Raw genomic sequence first — 19,884 nt, 5'->3', positions numbered from 1 at the left:
GCCTGTCGGCGGGCCGGGGGGCGCCGCACGAGCGAGGGGCCCGGGACGCGGTGTGCGTCCCGGGCCCCTCGCGGTGGCGCCGTCGTTGCCGTGCGTTACTTCTTCTCGCCCTTGGGGGCCTCGGCGTCGGTGGACAGCGCGGCGATGAAGGCCTCCTGGGGGACCTCCACCCGACCGACCATCTTCATCCGCTTCTTGCCCTCCTTCTGCTTCTCGAGCAGCTTCCGCTTGCGGGAGATGTCACCGCCGTAGCACTTGGCGAGGACGTCCTTGCGGATCGCGCGGACCGTCTCACGGGCGATCACCCGCGAGCCGATCGCCGCCTGGATCGGCACCTCGAACTGCTGGCGCGGGATCAGCTTCTGCAGCTTGCCGGCCATCATGACGCCGTAGCTGTAGGCCTTGTCCTTGTGCACGATCGCGGAGAACGCGTCCACCGCGTCGCCGTGCAGCAGGATGTCGACCTTCACCAGGCTCGCGGTCTGCTCGCCGATGGGCTCGTAGTCGAGCGAGGCGTAGCCGCGGGTCTTGGACTTCAGCTGGTCGAAGAAGTCGAAGACGATCTCGGCGAGCGGGAGGGTGTAGCGCAGCTCGACCCGGTCCTCGGACAGGTAGTCCATGCCCTGGAGGTTGCCGCGGCGGGACTGGCAGAGTTCCATGATCGCGCCGACGAACTCGTTCGGCGCCAGGATGGTGCCGCGCACGACCGGCTCGTACACCTCGGCGATCTTGCCGGTGGGGAACTCGCTCGGGTTGGTGACGGTGTGCTCGGTGCCGTCCTCCATGATCACCCGGTAGACCACGTTCGGGGCGGTGGAGATCAGGTCGAGGTTGAACTCGCGCTCCAGGCGCTCCCGGATGATCTCCAGGTGCAGCAGGCCGAGGAAGCCGCAGCGGTAGCCGAAGCCGAGCGCGACCGAGGTCTCCGGCTCGTACACCAGCGCCGCGTCGTTCAGCCGCAGCTTGTCGAGCGCGTCGCGCAGCAGCGGGTAGTCCGAGCCGTCCAGCGGGTACAGGCCGGAGAACACCATCGGACGCGGGTCCTTGTAGCCGCCCAGCGCCTCGGTCGCACCCTTGTGCTGCGAGGTGATGGTGTCACCGACCTTGGACTGCCGGACGTCCTTCACACCGGTGATGATGTAGCCCACCTCGCCGACGCCCAGGCCGTCCGCGACCTTCGGCTCCGGCGAGATGACGCCGATCTCCAGCAGCTCGTGGGTCGCGCCGGTGGACATCATGGCGATGCGCTCGCGCTTGGTCAGCTGGCCGTCGACCACACGGACGTAGGTGACCACGCCGCGGTAGGCGTCGTACACCGAGTCAAAGATCATCGCGCGGGCCGGGGCGTCCGCGACGCCGACCGGGGCCGGGACGGTGTTGACGATGTGGTCCAGCAGGTCCTCGACGCCGAGACCCGTCTTGGCGCTGACCTTCAGGACGTCGCCCGGGTCGCAGCCGATGATGTGGGCGATCTCCTCGGCGTACTTCTCCGGCTGGGCGGCCGGCAGGTCGATCTTGTTCAGCACCGGGACGATGGTGAGGTCGTTCTCCAGCGCCAGGTACAGGTTGGCGAGGGTCTGCGCCTCGATGCCCTGGGCCGCGTCGACGACCAGGACGGTGCCCTCGCAGGCCGCGAGGGAGCGGGACACCTCGTACGTGAAGTCCACGTGGCCCGGGGTGTCGATCATGTTGAGGATGTGCGTGGACCCGGTGTGGGGGCCGGTCTGCGGCGCCCACGGGAGGCGGACGGCCTGCGACTTGATGGTGATGCCGCGCTCGCGCTCGATGTCCATGCGGTCGAGGTACTGGGCGCGCATCTGCCGCGGGTCGACCACACCGGTGATCTGCAGCATCCGGTCGGCGAGCGTCGACTTGCCGTGGTCGATGTGGGCGATGATGCAGAAGTTGCGGATCAGCGCCGGGTCGGTACGGCTGGGCTCTGGCACATTGCTGGGGGTCGCGGGCACCTTGGTCCGATTCTCCGTTGGTCCGGGGGCCGGGGGTGTCCGGGTCATCGCTGACCGGCTTCCCGGGCGACCGGACGGTCGTCCGATCGAGATAGTTCCTCCCATCTTCCCACCTCCCGTGGGCGGGGCGCGCGCCACCGTCCGGTTCGGGCCGTGTGCGGGGCGCTTACGGGCTGTTGTGTAGGCATGGGCGGGCCCCCTTCTGTCGCGCGGGTGCTCCGGTGCGGCAGGCTGCGGGCATGATCCTGGAAAGCGCCCTGCTCGACGTCTCGCCCGGCCAGGAGGAGGAGTTCCTGGCCGCCTTCACCGAGGCCCGGCCGCTGATCGCCGGCCGGCCCGGCTTCCGCTCACTGGAGCTGCGCCGCTGCCTGGACGAGAGCCGCGGCTCCCGGTTCCTGCTCCAGGTCGGGTGGGAGACCCTCGCCGACCACACCGAGGGCTTCCGCGGCTCCCCCGAGTACCAGCGGTGGCGGGCGCTGCTGCACCACTTCTACCGGCCGTTCCCCGAGGTCGAGCACTACGGCGAGCCGCTCCTGCGCGCCTGAGCCGGCGGGCGGGCACGGTGTGGGGCCCGGGGGTCGGGCCCGACAGCGGGTCGCGCCCGCCCGACAGCGGGTCGCGCCCGCCCGGTTTGGGCCGGGCCCGCCGCCCCTGGTAGCGTTGGCCGCTGCACCTGGCCCCGGCATGCCCTCTCAGCTGGTCCGGCGGCCGCGCGGTGCAGCCCGTTCCAACCGATGACACAGACTGAGGCACTTTCGTGGCGAACATCAAGTCCCAGATCAAGCGCAACAAGACCAACGAGAAGGCGCGCCTGCGCAACAAGGCCGTCAAGTCCTCGCTGAAGACCGCCCTGCGCAAGGCCCGTGAGGCCGCTGCCGCCGGCGAGACCGAGAAGGCCACCGAGCTGGCCCGCGCCGCCTCCAAGGCGCTGGACAAGGCCGTGAGCAAGGGCGTCATCCACGCCAACCAGGCCGCCAACAAGAAGTCGGCCATCACCAAGCGCGTCAACACCGCCGTCCAGGCCTGACGCCGCCGGGGCCGCCTCGACGGCCCCACCCTCCTCGGGACGACCCGGCCCTCTACCCGGACGCCCGAGGTGCGCGACACACTTCGCACCGCACGCGGCCTGCGTTCGCCACGCGGGTGCGGTGCACAGAGAACGACCGGAAGTGCCGGCCCGCCGGCCCTTCCCCGAACTGCCCGACCGGTCCCCACCGGTCGGGCAGTTCGCGTTTCCGGACCCTCGCCCGGGATCGGGCGGCCTCGGCCGCCGTGATGATCGTGGTGGTGCGTGCGCGCAAGGTCCCCCAGGGGACATGTGGCCGGTGGAGCCTCGGCCCCTACCGGCGGGCGGGGTTTCCGCGACGCCTGTGACGGCCTCCGGTCCGACCGATAAGGTCGGGGCTCCGGCCGCCACGTCGAAGGCCTGAGGGAGGCACACATTGGGGACAGCGCCGCCACCACCGCCACCGCCGCAGCAGAACGGGCCCGGCTTCGCCGGCTTCCCGCAGCAGCCGCCGATGCCGGCGCCGGTGCCGGTGCCGGGCAGCTCGCCCGGCTTCGGGCCGCCGCCCGGACTGCCCAGCGCGCCCGGTGCGCCAGGTACACCCGGTGCGCCCGGTGCGCCCGGTGCGCCCACCGTGCCCGGCTCGGCCGCGGTGCCCGGCTCGGCCGCCGCGGGCGGCCGCGGCGGCCTGCGGCGCAACGCGACCTGGGCGTTCGTCGGCGCGATCCTCGCCTCGGCGGTCTGGACCGGCACCGTGTTCGCCGTGCCGGGCATCGTCGGCGGCGGGTCCACCGCGAAGAGCCTGCGCGGCTACCACGCGGTCGACCGGATCTGCGACGCCGGCAAGCTCACCGCGTTCCGCGGCAAGTACAAGATGGTCGACAACTACCCGCTGGAACACGCCGGCCGCAGCGAGTCCATGGACGTCATGCGCTGCTACGCGCTGATGAAGCGCACGCCGAGCGACAGCGAGACCACCGACTACGCCACCCTCGACATCCGGGCCGAGCTGCACAGGAAGGTCGACTCCGTCCCCGAGTTCGCCGCGCTGCGGCAGTACTTCGAGCAGCAGAAGTACGAGATCACCGACGTGCCGGGCCTCGGCGAGGAGGCCTACCTCGCGTACGGCGACGAGCCCACCAGCTCGGACAAGACCTTCCACGACATCAACTACTACCTGCAGGTCCGGGACGGCGGTATGACGTACTCGCTGTACTGGACGGACAACTATCAGGTCGGCAAGAACCACACGCTGGACCGGGAGACCGTGCGCAAGGCCATGCTCGACGACACCCGGGACATGCTCAAGGCGATCGGCGGCCCGTAGGGCCACGGCGGTGCCGGGGCTCGGGCTTCTCGGGGCTCGCGCTCGGGTGGGGTCAGTACGACGGCTGCCGGGAGCCGGCCCGGGCGGCCCTCGCCACGGCGACCACGGCGCGCTCCAGCGCGAAGGCCGGGTCGTCGGATCCGCCCTTGACGGCGGCGTCCGCCTGCGCGATCGCGGTCAGGGCCACGGCCACGCCGTCGCCCGTCCAACCGCGCATCTGCTGGCGGACCCGCTCCACCTTCCACGGCGGCATGCCCAGCTCACGGGCCAGGTCCGCCGGGCGCATGTTCCGCCCGGTCGTCGCCAGCCGCCCGATGCTGCGCACACCGGACGCCAGCGCGTAGGTGATGCCGGTCGGCGGCTGGCCGACCGCCAGCGCCCAGCGCAGGCGCTCCAGTGCCTCGGCGGCCCGGCCGGTGACGGCCAGGTCCGCCACCTCGAAGCCGGTGGCCTCGGCCCGGCCGCTGTAGTAGCGGGCCACCACGGTCTCGTCGATGGTGCCCTCGACGTCGGAGGTGAGCTGGCTGCACGCGGCGGCGAGCTCGCGCAGGTCGCTGCCGAGCGAGTCCAGCAGGGCCTGGCAGGCCTCCGGCGTCGCCGAGCGGCCGAGCGTCCGGAACTCGCCGCGGACGAAGGCCAGCCGCTCGTTCGCCTTGGCGAGCTTGGCGCAGGCCACTTCGCGGCCCCCGGCCTTGCGGCCCGCGTCCAGCAGACCCTTGCCCTTGGCGCCGCCCGCGTGCACCAGGACCATGATCACTTCCTCGACGGGGGACTCGATGTACGCCTTGACCTCCTTCACGGAGTCGGCGGAGAGGTCCTGGGCGGCCCTGACCACGATGACCTTGCGCTCGGCGAAGAGCGACGGGGTGGTCAGCTCGGCCAGACTGCCGGGCTGCAGGCCACCGGGCGGGATGTCCCGCACATCGGTGTCGGGGTCGGCGGCCTTCGCCGCGGCCACCACCTGGGCCACCGCACGGTCCAGCAGCAGCTCCTCCTGGCCGACCGCGAGGGTCAGCGGGGCGAGCAGGTCGTCGGGTGCACTCTTCCTGGCCATCGCCTACCAGCATCCCACGGGGGACGGACAGCTCCGGCCCTGGAGAATGGACGGGTGACCGAACACCCCACCACCGACCTGCCGGACGACTTCGACCCGCACGCCCGGCAACTGCTTGTCCTGCCCGACCGCGACACCGCCGAGGAGGCCGCCGAGGACCTCGGCGCGAACCATCCCGACCTCGGCGAGCTCGAAATCGTCCGGGACGCCCTCGCCGGCGAGGACGACGCCGAGGACGCCCAGTGGCTGGTGGTCGTGGAACCGCCCGAGGACGGCTGGACCCCTGACCTCCTCCGCGCCCTCGACGCGGTCGCCACCTCCTTCGAGGGCTGGCGCGAGGAAAGCTGACCCACCAGGCCTCTGCGTGGGAAGTCGGCACCGCCGACTTCCCACGCAGAGGCTTCCCTCCGTCTCCTGCACCCGTCCTCACGCCGTGCCCCGGGCCCCGCCCGGAGCACGGCGTTCCTGTCCGCGCGCCACACACCTGTGCCTGCCGGGCCCGGGCGCACCGCTCGGGCCCGGCAAGCACGATCGTCGTCCCGGCCCGGCCCTGCTCAATCGCTTCGCACAGGAAGTCGGCCGGACCGACTTCCTGTGCGAAGCGGTGGGTGCGCCCATGGCGTTGCCCTCCTCCCGCCCGCTCCGGATCTCCCCTGTCGCCGCGCTCCGGGCCCGCCCGGAGCGCGGCGACCTGCTCCCCTCCGCTCCACTCCTCTCCACCCACCTCAGCGGCAGCCCCACAGCGCACCCCGAACCATCAGGGCACTCGTCCGGCCCGGGCGCACCGCTCGGGCCGGACGAGCAGAAACGTTTCTTCCTGGCCCGCCCCACCCCTCCTCCCCAACCCCAACCCCAACCTCATTCCCCGCCCCACCCCATGAGGTTGAGGAGGAAGGTGGTGGTGGTGGGGCTCACCCGGGCGGTGCGCGCGGGCCGCGGCCCGCGCGCACCGCAAGCGAAGCACCGGGCACCGCCCCATGGGTGGCCCGCGGCTTGTGCGGGCCGTGCCCGGGGCGCTGCCCACTCGCGTGGACGGAGGCGCCGAGGTGACCCGGGGTGTCACCAGTCACCGCGATGTCACCCACCCGGTCCGTGCGCAGCACCGTGGCACCCAGCGCCCGCAGCCGATCCACCGTCCGAGCGGACGGATGACCGTACGGATTGCCCTCGCCGCAGGAGATGAGGGCCAGCCGAGGGCTCAACGCCGCCGTCAGCGCCCAGTCCTGATAGGCCGAGCCGTGATGCGCCACCTTCAGCACGTCCACCTCGTTCTCCTTCCCGGCCGCCTTCAGCCGACTCAGCAACGCCTCCTGGGCCGGCGGCTCCAGATCACCCAGAAGGGCCATCCGCAGGCCGCCCGCCACCGTCACCAGCAGCGCGACACTCGCGTTGTTCGGGCCTGACATCACTGCGGGCTCCTCTCCGTCCGGCCACAGCACCTCCCACGAGATCCCCGGGCCCGCCGACCGGCGTTCACCGCGCGCGGCCCGTACCAGCGGCACCCCGGCCCGCGACGCCCAGCCCGCCACCCGGGCGGCCTCGCCCGGCGGATCGTTCACGGCCGTGCCCTCCACCGCTCCGACCCGCCGACCGCGCAGCACCCCCGGCAGCCCCTCCACGTGATCGGCGTGGAAGTGCGTCGCCAGGAAGAGCGGCACCCGGTCGATCCCGAGATCGCGCAGACAGCGGTCGGCCGCCTGCGGGTCCGGGCCCGCGTCCACCACCACCGCGCTGTCGGGCGGGCCGCCGTCCTCGGACGGCACCGGCAGCACGACCATGTCGCCCTGCCCAACATCGCACATGACCAGCCGCCAGTCCGGCGGCGGCCAGCCGGTCGCGATCCGGGTCAGCAGCGGTGGTCGCAGCAGCACGGTCAGCAGGGCCAGTAGCAGGGCCCCGGTCACCACCGGGCGGATCCAGCCGCGGGGGGCGAGCGATCTTCGGGGCCCGGCCGGACGCCGGGGCAGCAGCAGCGGAACCGCGCAGCACAGCGCGGCCGTGCCGACGGCAAGGCTCACCGTGCCGAACCACCCGCCCGACCAGGACAGCTGACCGCCCGGCAGGGCGGCACCGTGTCGGGCCACCGAGGCCAGCCAGCCGGCCGGCACGGCGGCGGGCTCGGCGAGCAGCCGGGCCAGTGCGGGCGAGACCGGATCGGCCGCCAGGACGGCGAAGCCGAGCAGGGTCGCCGGCGCCACCGCCAGCTCGGCCAGCAGGTTGCACGGGATCCCGACGAGACTGACGTGCCCGGAGAGCACCACCGTCACCGGCGCGCACAGTGCCTGGGCCGCGGCCGTCGCCCCGACGGCGCCCGCCAGGTGGCGCGGCCAGCCCCGCGCCCGCAGGGCGTCCGCCCAGCGCGGGCCGAGTACCAGCAGGCCGGTCGTGGCGAGCACCGACAGCAGGAAGCCGAAGGAGCGCGCCAGGTACGGGTCGAGGAGGATCAGCAGCAGGGCCGTGCCCGCCAGCGCCGGCACCGCCCGACGCGGACGACCGGTGGCCAGGGCCAGCAGTCCGAGCAGCCCCGTCCCCGCCGCCCTGAGCACGCTGGGCTCGGGGCGGCAGATCGTGACGAAGGCCAGCGTCACCACGGCCCCGAGCAGCGCCGTGGTGCGGAGCGGGATCCCGAGCAGGGCCGCGAGTCCGCGTCGTTCGGCGGTCCCGGCCCGCCCCGGGGGGCCGAGCAGCACACCCAGCACGATCGCGAGGTTGGCCCCGCTGACCGCCACCAGGTGGGCCAGGTCGGTGTCCCGGAACGCCTCCCAGAGGTCGTCCGGCAGCCGGGAGGTGTCCCCCACGACGAGAGCGGGCAACAGCCCGCGCTCGTCCGGCGGCAGACCGTCGGTGGCCGTGCGCAGCCCCGCCCGGAGCCGGCCGGCGATCCGCTGCGGAAGGCTCGGCGGCCCGAGCCGGCGCGGCTCACCGTTTGCGATCAGCAGCGCCGCCGACTCGCGGTCGTTCTCGCCCGGCGGCCGGACCGTCACCTCGGCCGCCAGTCGGGTCGAGGGCAGCAGGTGCTCCCAAGCGCCCACGTCCTCACCGCGGACCAGGACGGTGACGGGCGTGCGGGTGCGGACGGTGTGCGGGCCCGGGTCGCCCCGCAGCAGGCCGTCGGGGACCGCGACGCGGTCGACGACCGCGTCCACGGTGAGCAGGTTCTGCCCGGCGCCGGATCCGCCGCCGCGGGAGACCCGGACGCGCGGGTCCCCGGTGACGGTGAGGTCGACGCCGACCTCCGGGGCCGGGCCGCCTGCCCGGGCCAGCTCGGGCAGCGGTCCGCGGCGCAGGTCGGCGGTGTGCAGGAGGGTGGCCGTCGTGGCGGCGGCCACGGTGAGGAGGACGGCGGCCGCGGTCAGGGTGGTGGCGCGGCGCCGGGACGGGCCGCTGTCCGTACGCGCCCGGAGGGTGAGGAGGACGAGCCCGAGGAACCCCGCCGCGCCCGCCGCCGCCGCGAGGGCGGCGCCGTGGCCGGGCCCCAGGCCGAGGACCGCGGCGGTCACCGCCCAGGCGGCGCCGGCGGGCAGCAACAGCCGAAGGTCGCCCGGAGGCAGCGCGGTGGAGGGAACGGTTCCCGGGTCTGTACCGGGGGTGAGAGCGACGACGGTGGCGATGACGGCACCTCCTTTCGGCAGGGCGGGGAGAGGCAGCAGGGAGAAAGAGCGGGGGGAAGGAACGGGGGAAGGAGCGGGAACGACGTCCACGACGACGGCGGCGGACGGCCCGTCAGAGCGTGAGCAGGGGTCGGAGTTCCGCGTAGGTGCGCTCGCCGACGCCGCTCACCTGGCGGAGTTGGTCGAGCGAGCGGAAGGCGCCGCCGTGGGAGGCGCGGAAGGCGATGATGCGCTGGGCGAGGGTCGGACCGACGCCGGGGAGGGTGTCGAGCTGTTCGAGGGTCGCGTGGTTGAGGCTGACCGGCTGTTTGGACGGCCCGGCGGGCGGCGGTCCCGGGCCCGCCCCGGCGGCCGGCTGGGGGTTCGGCTCGCCGACGAGGATCTGTTCGCCGTCCGCCAGGACGCGGGCCAGGTTGAGGTTCCTGGTGTCCGTCCCGGGCAGCGGGCCGCCGGCCACCCGCAGGGCGTCCGCGACCCGGGAGCCGTTCGGCAGGGTGTGGACTCCGGGAGTGCTGACCCGTCCGCCGATGTCCACCACCACGACGGCGGCCGGAGCGCCGACGCCCCCGTCACCCCCGGCCGTGCCGGACCGGTCCTCGGGCAGGACCGTCCCCGGGGTGGCGGCCGAGGACACCGAAGCGACGGCGACCGCCGGCACCTCGACCGGTTGTGGCCGCGCGAGCCAGAAGTGCTGGATGCCGTAGCCGACGGCGAGCAGCAGGAGGATGAGCAGGCCGACGGCCGCCCGCCGGTCGAGCATCGGCGCAGAACCCGGCGGCCCCGGTTGCGCGGCGTCCCCGGGTGACCCGTCCCCGGGCGTTCCGTCCCCGGGTGCGCCGACGTCAGGTTCGCCGAGGTCGAGGACGCCCTGCGGGCCGCCGCCGGGCGGGCCCGGAGGCGCGCCGACAGACCCGATCGCCGCCGCCGACGGCGGCGCCGTGTACACCGAGGGCTCCGTGTCCGGCGGCTCCTCGGCCTCCGGCAGCAGGACCGCCATCCGCCGGCGCGCGGTCTCGTTGACCCGTCGGATCTCCTGGCGCTTGCGTGCGCCGATGCGCATGTTCGTCATGCGGAGCACGGTAGGAACCGGCCGAGCAGCGCGCGGACTTTACGGAAAGCCTGTGGAAAACCCGGGGGTTGTGGATAGCCGAGATCCCCCGCAGGGGTGAGACGGCTCCGAAGGGATTGACGACCAGGTCGTCGCCGCCGCCACCACCGCCACCCCAAGCGACCTCACCGGGGCGAGACGACCACCGCGAGCAGCCCCGGCCCGACGTGCGCGCCGATCACCGCGCCCACCTCGGCCACGTACAGGTCGCGCAGCCCCGGCACCCTCGCACGCAGGCGCTCGGCCAGCGGCTCGGCCCGGTCCTCCGCGGCGAGGTGGTGGACGGCGATGTCGACCTCCCGCTCCCCCGCCCGCTCGGCCGCGATCTCCTCCAGCCGGGCGATCGCCCGGGACGCCGTACGCACCTTCTCCAGCGGCTCGATCCGCCCCCCGTCCAGGTGCAGCAGCGGCTTCACGGCCAGCGCCGATCCGAGCAGCGCCCGCGCGGCCCCGATCCGCCCGCCCCGGCGCAGGTACTCCAGGGTGTCGACGTAGAAGAAGCCGCTGGTCCCGGCGGTCCGCCGCTCGACGGCCGCCGTCACCTCGTCGAGCCCCCACCCGGCCTCGATCGCCTCGGCCGCCGCCAGCACCCCGTACCCGAGCGCCATGCCGACCAGCCGGCTGTCCACCACCCGCACCGGGACGGGCGACTCGGCGGCCGCCAGCCGGGCGGCCTCCGCCGTCCCGGACAGCTCGCCGGAGATGTGCACCGAGACGATGCCCCGCGCGCCGCTCTCGGCGGCCGCCCGGTAGGCGGCGGCGAAGGACTCGGGGTTGGGCCGGGAGGTGGTCACCCGGTGCTTGCCCCGCAGCGCCTCGGCGACGTCCTTCGGGGAGATCTCGACGCCCTCGGCACACGCCTCGTCGCCGATGACGACGCTCAGCGGGACGACGGTGATCGCGTGCCGGTCGACGGCCTGCTGGGGCAGGTAGGCGGTGGAGTCGGTGACAAGTGCGAGGTCGGCGGGCATGAGGCGGAGGTTACCCCCCGCCCGGGCGGGTCGGCAGCATCCGGAACGCGCTCAGCCGGCCGAGGGACCGGCGGTCGGCTTCCGCAGCCGCTGCGCCAGCTTGGCCACCGGGTCGGTGAGGCCGAGGAGCTCCTCGGCACTGGGCCGACCGCCGCGACCGTCCGTGAGCCCGGGCCGCCCGGCACCGGCCTCGCGCGCAGCCCCCGCCGAACCCGCAGCGCCCGCAGCCGAACCCGCAATACCCCCAGCACCCGCAGCACCCGCCGCGAACCCGGCGGAGCCGCCCGACGCCGACGCCCCCGGAGCGGCGTCCCAGTGCCGCAGCGCCCCCGCCTCGTCCTCGCACTCCTTGCTCAGCCGGCCCAGCTCGTCGTCCGCGAACCGGTGCATCCGGTCCTGCGCGGCCCAGCGCATGGTCTCCGCCGAGTGCGTGATCCGCTCGGCCCGCTCGCGCAGCTCGGGCAGCTTCGCCGTGACGCGCCCGGCGTCCGGTTCGCGCTCCAGTCTCCGCAGCTCGCCGTCCAGCTCCGCCGCGTGGGTGTCCAGCCGGGCCAGCAGCGCGAGCGACTCGCCGAGCTGGCCGTCCTGGCCGACGGCTCCCTCCAGCACCTGCCGGGTGTTGTCCAGCGAGGTCCGCAGCCGGAGGCGGACGGCGGAGATCTGCCCCTGCGGGCCGGTCTGGGTGTAGGTCTTGGCCTTGAGGGTGACGTTCTCGACGGCCCGCCGGGCCTTGGCCTCCTGGCGCTCCATCTTCTCGCCGACCGCCCGGGCCGCCTTGACGAGGCCGACGATGACGAGCACCACCACCCCGAGCCCGAAGAGCAGGGCGAGTCCGAGCAACACCCCGAGGATCTCCATCACGCGCCACCTTCCGCCAGCCGAACCGGCCCCCACCGGGCCCAACGCGGGCCGGCCCACCGAGGGTTCCACCGTAGCCCCGGTACCCGCCGAGCGGACCCCCGATCGGGGGCGCCGGGCCCGAGTTCAGGGACAGGTTCAGGGACGGCTCGGGGTGAACCCCGAGCCCAAACCCCACAGCGCCCGCCCCCGACGCCACGGGGCGGGCGCCCCGAAGGAACGCCCGCCCCGCCCGGCCTCAGCAGGTAACGACCTCAGCCGGTGACGACCTCAGCCGCTGTCGACCTCAGCCAGTGACGATGTTGACCAGCTTCGGCGCCCGCGCGATCACCTTGCGCACCTCGGCCCCGCCGATCGCCGCGACGACCGCCGGGTCGGCCAGCGCCAGCGCCTCCAGCTCGGCGTCCGAGATCGACGGCGCGACCTCCAGCCGGGCCTTGACCTTGCCCTTGACCTGGACGACGCAGGTCACCGTCTCGTCGACGACGTACGCCGGGTCGGCCACCGGGTAGTCGGCGTGCGCCAGCGACTCGCCGTGGCCCAGCCGGCGCCACAGCTCCTCCGCGATGTGCGGGGCCAGCGGCGCGACCATCAGCACGACCTGCTCGGCCACCGACCGCGGCGTGGAACCGCGCTTGACCAGGAAGTTGTTCAGCTCGGTCGCCTTGGCGACGGCCGTGTTGAAGCGCAGCCCGGCCATGTCGGCGCGGATGCCGTCGACGGCCTTGTGCAGGGCCCGCAGCGTCGCCTCGTCCGGCTCCTCGTCCGTCACGACCAGCTCGCCGCTCGTCTCGGAGACGATGTTGCGCCACAGCCGCTGCAGGAAGCGGTACGAGCCGACGACGGCGCGGGTGTCCCACGGGCGGGAGACGTCCAGCGGGCCCATCGACATCTCGTACAGGCGCAGCGTGTCGGCGCCGTACTCGTCGGCGATCTCGTCGGGGGCGACGGCGTTCTTCAGGGACTTGCCCATCTTGCCGGCCTCGCGCTTGACCGGCTCGCCCTGCCAGAAGTAACCGCCGTCGCGCTCCTCGACCTCGGCGGCGGGCACCGGGAAGCCGCGCTCGTCGCGGTAGACGTCGGCGGTGATCATGCCCTGGTTGAACAGCTTGTGGAACGGCTCGACGGACGAGACGTGCCCCAGGTCGTGCAGCACCTTGTGCCAGAAGCGGGCGTACAGCAGGTGCAGGACGGCGTGCTCGGCGCCGCCGACGTACAGGTCGGCGCCGCCGCCGGGCTTCTGCTCGGTCGGGCCCAGCCAGTACCGCTCGTTGGCCGGGTCGACGACCCGCTCGCGGTTGGACGGGTCGATGTAGCGCAGCTCGTACCAGCAGGAGCCGGCCCAGTTGGGCATGGTGTTGGTCTCGCGGCGGTACGTCTTCGGCCCGTCGCCCAGGTCCAGTTCGACGTTGACCCAGTCCTCGTTGCGGGACAGCGGGGTCTTCGGCGTGGAGGTGGAGTCGTACGCGTCGTAGGTGTGCGGCGAGTAGTCGTCGACCTGCGGCACCTCGACGGGCAGCATCGACTCGGGCAGCGCGTGCATGACGCCGTCCTCGTCGTAGACGATCGGGAAGGGCTCGCCCCAGTACCGCTGGCGGCTGAACAGCCAGTCGCGCAGGCGGTAGTTGACGGTGCCCTCGCCGATGCCGCGGGCGGTCAGCCAGGCGGTGACGGCGGCCTTGGCGTCGACGACGCTCAGGCCGTTCAGCGAGATGCCGTCCGAGATGCCGTCCTCGGTGCCCTCGGCGTGGGCCGAGTTGACGATGACGGAGTCGTAGGTGCCGAAGGCGTCGTCCCAGGCGGCCGGGTCCTCGCCGCGACCGTCGGTGGGCGCGACGACGCAGCGCATCGGCAGCTCGAAGGCGCGGGCGAAGGCGAAGTCGCGGTGGTCGTGGGCGGGGACGGCCATGATGGCGCCGGTGCCGTAGCCCATCAGCACGTAGTCGGCGATGAAGACCGGGACGGGCTCGCCGCTGACCGGGTTGGTCGCGTACGCGCCGGTGAAGACGCCGGTCTTGACCTTGGCCTCGACCTGGCGCTCGACGTCCGACTTGGCGGCCGCGGCGGCGCGGTAGGCGGTGACGGCCTCGGCGGGGGTGACGGCGCCACCGGTCCACGCCTCGGGGGTGCCCTCGGGCCAGGCGGCGGGCACGATCGCGTCGACCAGGTCGTGTTCGGGGGCCAGCACCATGTAGGTGGCGCCGAACAGGGTGTCCGGGCGGGTGGTGAAGACGGTGATCTTCCGGTCGTCAACGGCGAAGTCGACCCGGGCGCCCTCGGAGCGGCCGATCCAGTTGCGCTGCTGCAGCTTGATGGCGTCGGGCCAGTCCAGCAGGTCCAGGTCGGAGATCAGCCGGTCGGAGTAGGCGGTGATCCGCATCATCCACTGGCGCAGGTTGGACTTGAAGACGGGGAAGTTGCCGCGCTCGGAGCGGCCGTCGGCGGTGACCTCCTCGTTGGACAGCACGGTGCCCAGGCCGGGGCACCAGTTGACCGGCACCTCCTTGGCGTAGGCCAGCCGGTACTCGCCCAGCACCTCGTCGCGCTCGGCGGCGTTCAGCCCGGCCCAGGCGCGGCCGCCGGGGACCTCACGGGTGCCGTCCTCGAACTGGGCGATCAGCTCGGCGATCGGGCGGGCCTTGCGGGCCTGCTCGTCGTACCAGGAGTTGAAGATCTGCAGGAAGATCCACTGCGTCCAGCGGTAGTACTCGGCGTCGATCGTGGCGATCGAGCGGCGCGGGTCGTGGCCCAGGCCCAGCCGGCGCAGCTGCTGGCGCATGTTGGCGATGTTGGCCTCGGTGGAGACCCGCGGGTGGGTGCCGGTCTGCACGGCGTACTGCTCGGCGGGCAGGCCGAAGGAGTCGTAGCCCAGGGTGTGCAGCACGTTGAAGCCGTTCATCCGCTGGTAGCGGGCGAACACGTCGGTGGCGATGTAGCCCAGCGGGTGGCCGACGTGCAGGCCCGCGCCCGACGGGTACGGGAACATGTCCATGATGAAGCTGTGCGGCTTCGCGGCGACGTCGGCGGCGGCGGGATCGGCCAGGTCACCGGCGGGGTTGGGGGCGTGGAACGTCCCCTCCTTCTCCCAGATGTCCTGCCAGCGGGACTCGATCTCCGCCGCCAGGGCAGCGCTGTACCGGAACGGCGCGGTCGCGGTGTCGGCCGCGCCGGACGCAGGGGTCGTCTCGCTCATGGTCCTTCAAGCTCCATCGATGTCGGTTGGCGAACCGGCGTTCAGGGCCGGCGGCAGGCGGGGTGTGCCCGGGCCGGGGCCCGGACGGGCGCCGGGCGGTGGCCCGGGCGGAAAACAAAAAAGCCCCTCGCAGGAGGGGGTGCCACGCCGACTCCGGCGCCGCCCTCGGGCGTGGCCGGTCCTGGTCAGCGCGGCCGACTAAGGAGCAGGCGCGCGGTTCGCATGGGCTCAGGGTACCGCAAGGGGGTCAGCCCCCTCCCGGCGATACCGCCGACGCGCCCGCCCCGGCGCCCGCCCCGGCGCCCGCCCCGGCACCCGCCCCCACCTCAGTCTCAGCACCCGTCCCCGCCCCGACGCCCGCCGCCGTGGCCGCCTCCGCCTCCGCCGAGCGGAACGCCGCGTCGATCCCGCGCAGCGCCCGCGCCACCCGCTCCGACTGCATCCCGGCGGCCAGCGCCCGCGCCCGGTCCGCGGTCCGCACCGCGCCGGCGGTGTCCCCGGCCAGCCGCTGCGAGTCCGCCAGCCGCACCATCAGCAGCGCCCGCGCCCTGGCCCGCCCCGGCCCGAGCCCCGCCACCGCCTCGGTCAGCAGCTCCTGGGCCGGGCCGTGCTCGCCCAGGAACAGGTACCCCTCCCCCACCATCCCCGCGAGGTCCGCCCGCGCCTCCCCGTCCGACGAGCCGCCCGCCGGGCCACCGCGCCCACCGCCCCCGCCACCGCCACCGCCCCCGTCCAGCTCCGCGAACGCCCGCCCCGCCGCCTCCGCCAGCCCGGCGGCGTCCCCGCGCCGCCCGTGCGCCCGGGCGATCCGACCGAGCTGCAACGCCCGGTCGGCCGGGCCGAGCGCGTCCCCGGCCGCCGCCAGCGCCTCCGCGAGCACCGTGACCGCGTCCAGCCCCCGCCCGCCCACGCTCCCGGTGGCCAGCACGACGAGGCCCCCGAGCACGGCCACCCCGGCCCGGCGCTCGCCGCTGAGGTGGGCGGCGCGCAGCGCGGCCGCGAACGCCCGCTGGGCGGTGGCGTCGTGGCCGAGGTCGTACGCGGCCCAGGCGGCGAGCCGGGCGAGCCGGCCGGCCGCGCCGTACAGCGCCCGGCCGAGCGGTTCGTCGTACGCGCCGAGTTCCAGCAGCTTGGTGACCATGGCCAGTTCGGCGCGCGCGGGGCCGAGGACGAGTCCACCGCCGCAGGACCGTTCGAGCCGCCGTTTGCCGCGGTGGGCGGCGGCGAGTTCGCCGATCACCGCGGGGTCGACGCGCAGCGCGCCGTCGCCGCCGAGGGCCGGCGGCGGGGTGGCCGACCGGCGGGCGGCCTCGGCGAGGTCGGCGCCGCGGAAGAGGTCGGTGAGGCGGACGGGGCCGGCGTCGGCGGCGGTCTCGCGCAGCGCGGTCTGCGCGGTGTCGGCGGTCCACGGGTCGGTCAGCAGGCGCGGGGAGAGGATCTTGGCGCCGCGGTGGCCGCCCATCCGGCCCCAGAGCTGTTCGTAGGTGACGGCGATGCCGAGGGTGCGGCTGAGCACCTCGCAGACGGCCTGGTCGTGCGGGCTGCGCGGGACCATGCCGCGGTCGCGCCACTTGTAGGGGGCGGTGGAGCTGATCGCGAGCCGGGCCGGGAGGGTGAGGTTGACCTCGCGGGCGAGCCGCTCGGGGCTCCAGCCGAGCTGGTGGAGTATCCGCGCGAGTTCCTCGTTGCGTCTGCGCTCCAGATCGGCCATGGCTCCGACGGTAGCGGGCCGCCGGGGGCCGCCGCCGCGAGGTCCCCGAAACCGGTGACGGCACGAGGAGCCCGACCCGGGGCACGCGGCGGACCACGCGGGCCCCGGGGACCCCGGGGAACGCCGAAGGCCGCCTCCCGTTTCCGGAAGGCGGCCTTCGAACTCCTGTGGAGCTACGGGGAATTGAACCCCGGACCTCTTGCATGCCATGCAAGCGCTCTACCAACTGAGCTACAGCCCCGTGACTTGCGATGTCACCGGGGGTTTCGTTCCGTTTCCCTCGGCGACATCGACTACTTTACACGGTCCCGGGGGTGCTCCACGAATCCGTTTCCGCGGCCCCGCGCGGAGGCCGCCCGGACACCCGGCACGGACCCCGCACGAACGCCGCGCAGGCGCCTACCCCCGCCCCCTGCGCCCGGCCGCGCCCGCCCGGGCCGCGAAGCCGGCGGCGAGCGCGAACGCCCCGCCGATGGCGGCCGCGGTGATCAGCATCGCGTGGCCGGAGTCCCGGGCGGCCGCCGGCAGGTCGACCGCGCCGAGGAACACCGAGCCGAGCACCGCGACCCCGACCACCTGACCGAGCTGGACGGCGGTGACCACGACCCCGCTGGCGTCCGCCGCGTCGGCGGGGGCCACCCCGGCGAGCGCCCGGGCGAACAGCGGTGCGTAGGCGCAGCCCGCGAGCAGGCCGAGGACGGCGGTGAGCAGCAGCGGTGCCGCGCCGATGTCGGACCCGTCGCGCAGCAGGAGGCCGAGCAGCGGGTAGCCGACGGCGAGCAGGCCGGTGCCGAGCGGCGGCAGGACGCGGTGCAGCCGCCCGGGCAGCCGCTGCCAGTACAGGCTGGCGACGCCGAAGCCGATGGCGATCGGCGCGGAGCAGAGCCCGGCGCGCAGCGCGCTGTGGCCGAGGCCGGACTGCTGGTGCAGGGCGAAGGAGAACATGAAGCCCGCGAAGGCCAGCATGATCATGAACACCGCGCCGACGGCGGGCAGCAGGGCGGTCGCCCCGAGGACGCGTCCGTTGATCAGCGGCTGTCCGCCACGCCGCGCGATCCGCCGCTCGACGACCGCGAACAGGGCGAACATCACCGCGCTCGCGCCGAGCAGCACCCAGCCCCAGGCGGGCCAGCCGAGCTCGTGGCCGAGCACCAGCGGGACGACCAGCAGGCCGAGGGCGGCGCCGAGCACCAGCAGGCCGGGCAGGTCGAAGCCGCGCTCCCGGTCGCCGGGCAGGTCGGGCAGCAGCCGGCCGCCGGCGGCGAGCAGCACCAGGCCGATCGGCAGGTTGACCAGGAAGACCGGGCGCCAGCCCGCGCCGAACAGGTCGGCGTTGACGAGCACGCCGCCGACCACCTGCCCGGCCGCGATGCCGCCGGCGAGGACGGCCGAGTAGAGGCCGAGGGCCCGGATCCGGGCCTGGCCGGTGAAGGTCCGTTGGACGATGCTCATCACCTGGGGGACCATCAGGGCCGCCCCGGCGCCCTGGAGCAGCCGGAAGGCGATCAGCCAGCCGGTGGCGGGGGCGAGCCCGCAGGCCAGCGAGGCGGCGGTGAAGGCGGCCAGGCCGGACTGGAAGAGCCGGCTGTAGCCGTACCGGGCGCCGAGCCGAGCGCCGGTGATGAGCAGCACGGCGTACGCGATGGTGTAGCCGGCCACCACGAACTGGAGGGCGGCGCCCGAGGCGTGCAGGTCGGTGCGGATGGTCGGCACGGCGACGTTGACGATGGCGGTGTCGAGCACGGCCATGAACTGGCCGCTGAGGACGAGTGCGAGGAGGAGTCCGGGCCGGGCGACGGGCGCCGCGGCGGGCCGGGCAGCGGGGGCGCCGGTCGGCGAGGCGGTCCCGACCGGACCGCGTCGGCTCTGGAGATCGGTCATGGATCGAGCCTCGGGCCGGCCGGGTACCAGTGGTTAGAGCCTGCTGATCCTGGTAGTGGCAGCACCTGTTTCGTCCGGCCGGGCTGCGGCACGATGACGGGTATGACCGTCGTGGACGCCCCCGGCACCGTCAAGCCCGCCCCCGCCGCAGCCGCAACCCGGCACCAGGCCACAGCCCGCCGCGAAACCGCGATCCCCGCCCCGCGCGACCGGCGCCGCACCGAGCTGGCCGAGTACCTGCGCGCCTGCCGCGCCCGGGTCTCCCCCGAGGACGTCGGCCTGCCGCCCGGCCTGCGCCGCCGCACCCCGGGGCTGCGCCGCGAGGAGGTCGCGCAGCTCGCCGGCGTCGGGGTGACCTGGTACACGTGGCTGGAACAGGGGCGCCCGATCAACGCCAGCGCGCAGGTGCTCACCGCGGTGGCCCGGGTGCTGCTGCTGGACGCGACCGAGCGCGAGCACCTGTTCCGGCTGGCCGGAGTGGCGGTCCGGCCGTCGGCGCTCCCGGAACCGCCGGCGCTGGACCCGTCGACCCAGGTGGTCCTGGACGCGCTGGCGCCGCTGCCGGCGGCGGTCACCAACAGCCGGTTCGACGTGCTGGCCTGGAACGCGCCGTACGAGGCGCTGTTCGCCGCGAGCCGGCCGCGCACGGACGACGGCTGGTTCAACTGCCTCTGGTGCACGGTCACCACCCCGGACTGCTGCAATCCCTTCCTGAACCGGGGCGAGCAGCTGCCGCAGATGGTCGCGGTGCTGCGCGGCGCGTACGGCAAGCACGTCGGCGAGCCGGTCTGGGAGGAGTTCGTGCGGTCCCTGCTGGACGCGAGCGCGGAGTTCCGGGAGCTGTGGGCCCGGCAGGAGGTGTCCCCGCGGCGGTCGGCGCTGAAGGTGTTCCGGCATCCGCAGGTGGGGGTGATGCGGCTGAACGCGACCAATCTTGCGATTCCGGGGGTGCCGGAGGCGTTCGTCGTGGTCTACACCCCGGACGGGCCGGTGGACCGTGCGCAGGTCGAGCGGCTGGCGGCGCTGCCGCCGGGCGGCTGGACCAACCCGTGCGACCACGACACGCGCGGGCCGGCGGCCGGCTGAAGCGGCCCGGAACGACCGAAGGCCGCCACCCGAGGGTGACGGCCTTCCGTTCGTCTGTGGAGCTACGGGGAATTGAACCCCGGACCTCTTGCATGCCATGCAAGCGCTCTA

Annotated in this window: 14 protein-coding genes and 1 tRNA gene; 5 read left to right on the top strand and 10 right to left on the bottom strand. The window is 74.3% G+C overall.

What is annotated here, in order from left to right:
- Positions 1-95: 95 nt before the first annotated feature.
- Positions 96-1,967 (bottom strand): translation elongation factor 4, encoded by a 1,872-nt coding sequence (lepA, locus tag ACFP3U_RS13465; RefSeq protein WP_380225697.1) that lies wholly within the window; start codon positions 1,965-1,967, stop codon positions 96-98.
- A 239-nt stretch (positions 1,968-2,206) separates the two neighbouring features.
- Here lepA and ACFP3U_RS13460 point away from each other — a divergent pair, with 239 nt between their 5' ends.
- From ACFP3U_RS13460 to ACFP3U_RS13450, 3 genes are all read left to right on the top strand, one after another.
- On the top strand, positions 2,207-2,512 hold the full coding sequence (locus tag ACFP3U_RS13460) for an antibiotic biosynthesis monooxygenase family protein (protein ID WP_380225696.1): 306 nt from the start codon (positions 2,207-2,209) through the stop codon (positions 2,510-2,512).
- A 212-nt stretch (positions 2,513-2,724) separates the two neighbouring features.
- Positions 2,725-2,994 carry a 30S ribosomal protein S20 gene (gene rpsT, locus ACFP3U_RS13455; RefSeq protein WP_030309778.1) on the top strand — a complete coding sequence of 90 codons (270 nt, stop codon included), beginning with the start codon at positions 2,725-2,727 and terminating at the stop codon, positions 2,992-2,994.
- Between the two features lie 415 nt (positions 2,995-3,409).
- Positions 3,410-4,300 (top strand): hypothetical protein, encoded by an 891-nt coding sequence (locus tag ACFP3U_RS13450; RefSeq protein WP_380225695.1) that lies wholly within the window; start codon positions 3,410-3,412, stop codon positions 4,298-4,300.
- Positions 4,301-4,352: 52 nt separating this feature from the next.
- On the opposite strand, the gene holA is transcribed toward ACFP3U_RS13450, so the two are convergent.
- Positions 4,353-5,354 (bottom strand): DNA polymerase III subunit delta, encoded by a 1,002-nt coding sequence (gene holA / locus ACFP3U_RS13445; protein ID WP_380225694.1) that lies wholly within the window; start codon positions 5,352-5,354, stop codon positions 4,353-4,355.
- A 54-nt stretch (positions 5,355-5,408) separates the two neighbouring features.
- Here holA and ACFP3U_RS13440 point away from each other — a divergent pair, with 54 nt between their 5' ends.
- Entirely contained in the window at positions 5,409-5,702 is a 294-nt protein-coding gene (locus ACFP3U_RS13440; RefSeq protein WP_380225693.1) for a hypothetical protein, read from the top strand.
- Between the two features lie 563 nt (positions 5,703-6,265).
- Here the strand turns inward: ACFP3U_RS13440 and ACFP3U_RS13435 are convergent.
- The 8 genes from ACFP3U_RS13435 to ACFP3U_RS13400 all read right to left on the bottom strand — a co-directional run bounded on the left by ACFP3U_RS13435 (position 6,266) and on the right by ACFP3U_RS13400 (position 18,687).
- Positions 6,266-8,881, bottom strand: a complete 2,616-nt coding sequence (locus ACFP3U_RS13435) for a ComEC/Rec2 family competence protein (protein ID WP_380225692.1) — start codon at positions 8,879-8,881, stop codon at positions 6,266-6,268.
- Positions 8,882-9,077: 196 nt separating this feature from the next.
- Positions 9,078-10,034 (bottom strand): ComEA family DNA-binding protein, encoded by a 957-nt coding sequence (locus tag ACFP3U_RS13430; RefSeq protein ID WP_380225691.1) that lies wholly within the window; start codon positions 10,032-10,034, stop codon positions 9,078-9,080.
- A 164-nt stretch (positions 10,035-10,198) separates the two neighbouring features.
- Positions 10,199-11,044 (bottom strand): DegV family protein, encoded by an 846-nt coding sequence (locus tag ACFP3U_RS13425; RefSeq protein ID WP_380225690.1) that lies wholly within the window; start codon positions 11,042-11,044, stop codon positions 10,199-10,201.
- A 51-nt stretch (positions 11,045-11,095) separates the two neighbouring features.
- Positions 11,096-11,902 carry a hypothetical protein gene (locus tag ACFP3U_RS13420; protein WP_380225689.1) on the bottom strand — a complete coding sequence of 269 codons (807 nt, stop codon included), beginning with the start codon at positions 11,900-11,902 and terminating at the stop codon, positions 11,096-11,098.
- 286 nt (positions 11,903-12,188) lie between these two features.
- A complete protein-coding gene (leuS, locus tag ACFP3U_RS13415; RefSeq protein WP_380225688.1) occupies positions 12,189-15,095 on the bottom strand; it encodes a leucine--tRNA ligase in 2,907 nt (968 codons plus the stop codon).
- A gap of 247 nt (positions 15,096-15,342) precedes the next feature.
- On the bottom strand, positions 15,343-16,806 hold the full coding sequence (locus tag ACFP3U_RS13410) for a hypothetical protein (protein ID WP_380225687.1): 1,464 nt from the start codon (positions 16,804-16,806) through the stop codon (positions 15,343-15,345).
- 168 nt (positions 16,807-16,974) lie between these two features.
- A tRNA-Ala gene (locus tag ACFP3U_RS13405) sits at positions 16,975-17,047 on the bottom strand.
- A gap of 158 nt (positions 17,048-17,205) precedes the next feature.
- Entirely contained in the window at positions 17,206-18,687 is a 1,482-nt protein-coding gene (locus ACFP3U_RS13400) for an MFS transporter (protein WP_380225686.1), read from the bottom strand.
- Positions 18,688-18,789: 102 nt separating this feature from the next.
- Here ACFP3U_RS13400 and ACFP3U_RS13395 point away from each other — a divergent pair, with 102 nt between their 5' ends.
- Positions 18,790-19,773 (top strand): helix-turn-helix transcriptional regulator, encoded by a 984-nt coding sequence (locus ACFP3U_RS13395; RefSeq protein WP_380225685.1) that lies wholly within the window; start codon positions 18,790-18,792, stop codon positions 19,771-19,773.
- The last annotated feature ends 111 nt before the right edge of the window (positions 19,774-19,884 follow it).

The sequence above is a fragment of the Kitasatospora misakiensis genome, from assembly GCF_042656005.1.
GTDB classification, from domain to species: Bacteria; Actinomycetota; Actinomycetes; order Streptomycetales; family Streptomycetaceae; genus Kitasatospora; species Kitasatospora misakiensis.
The sequence above is the reverse complement of the archived record's forward strand: the minus strand, read 5'-3'. Positions and strand labels throughout refer to the sequence as shown.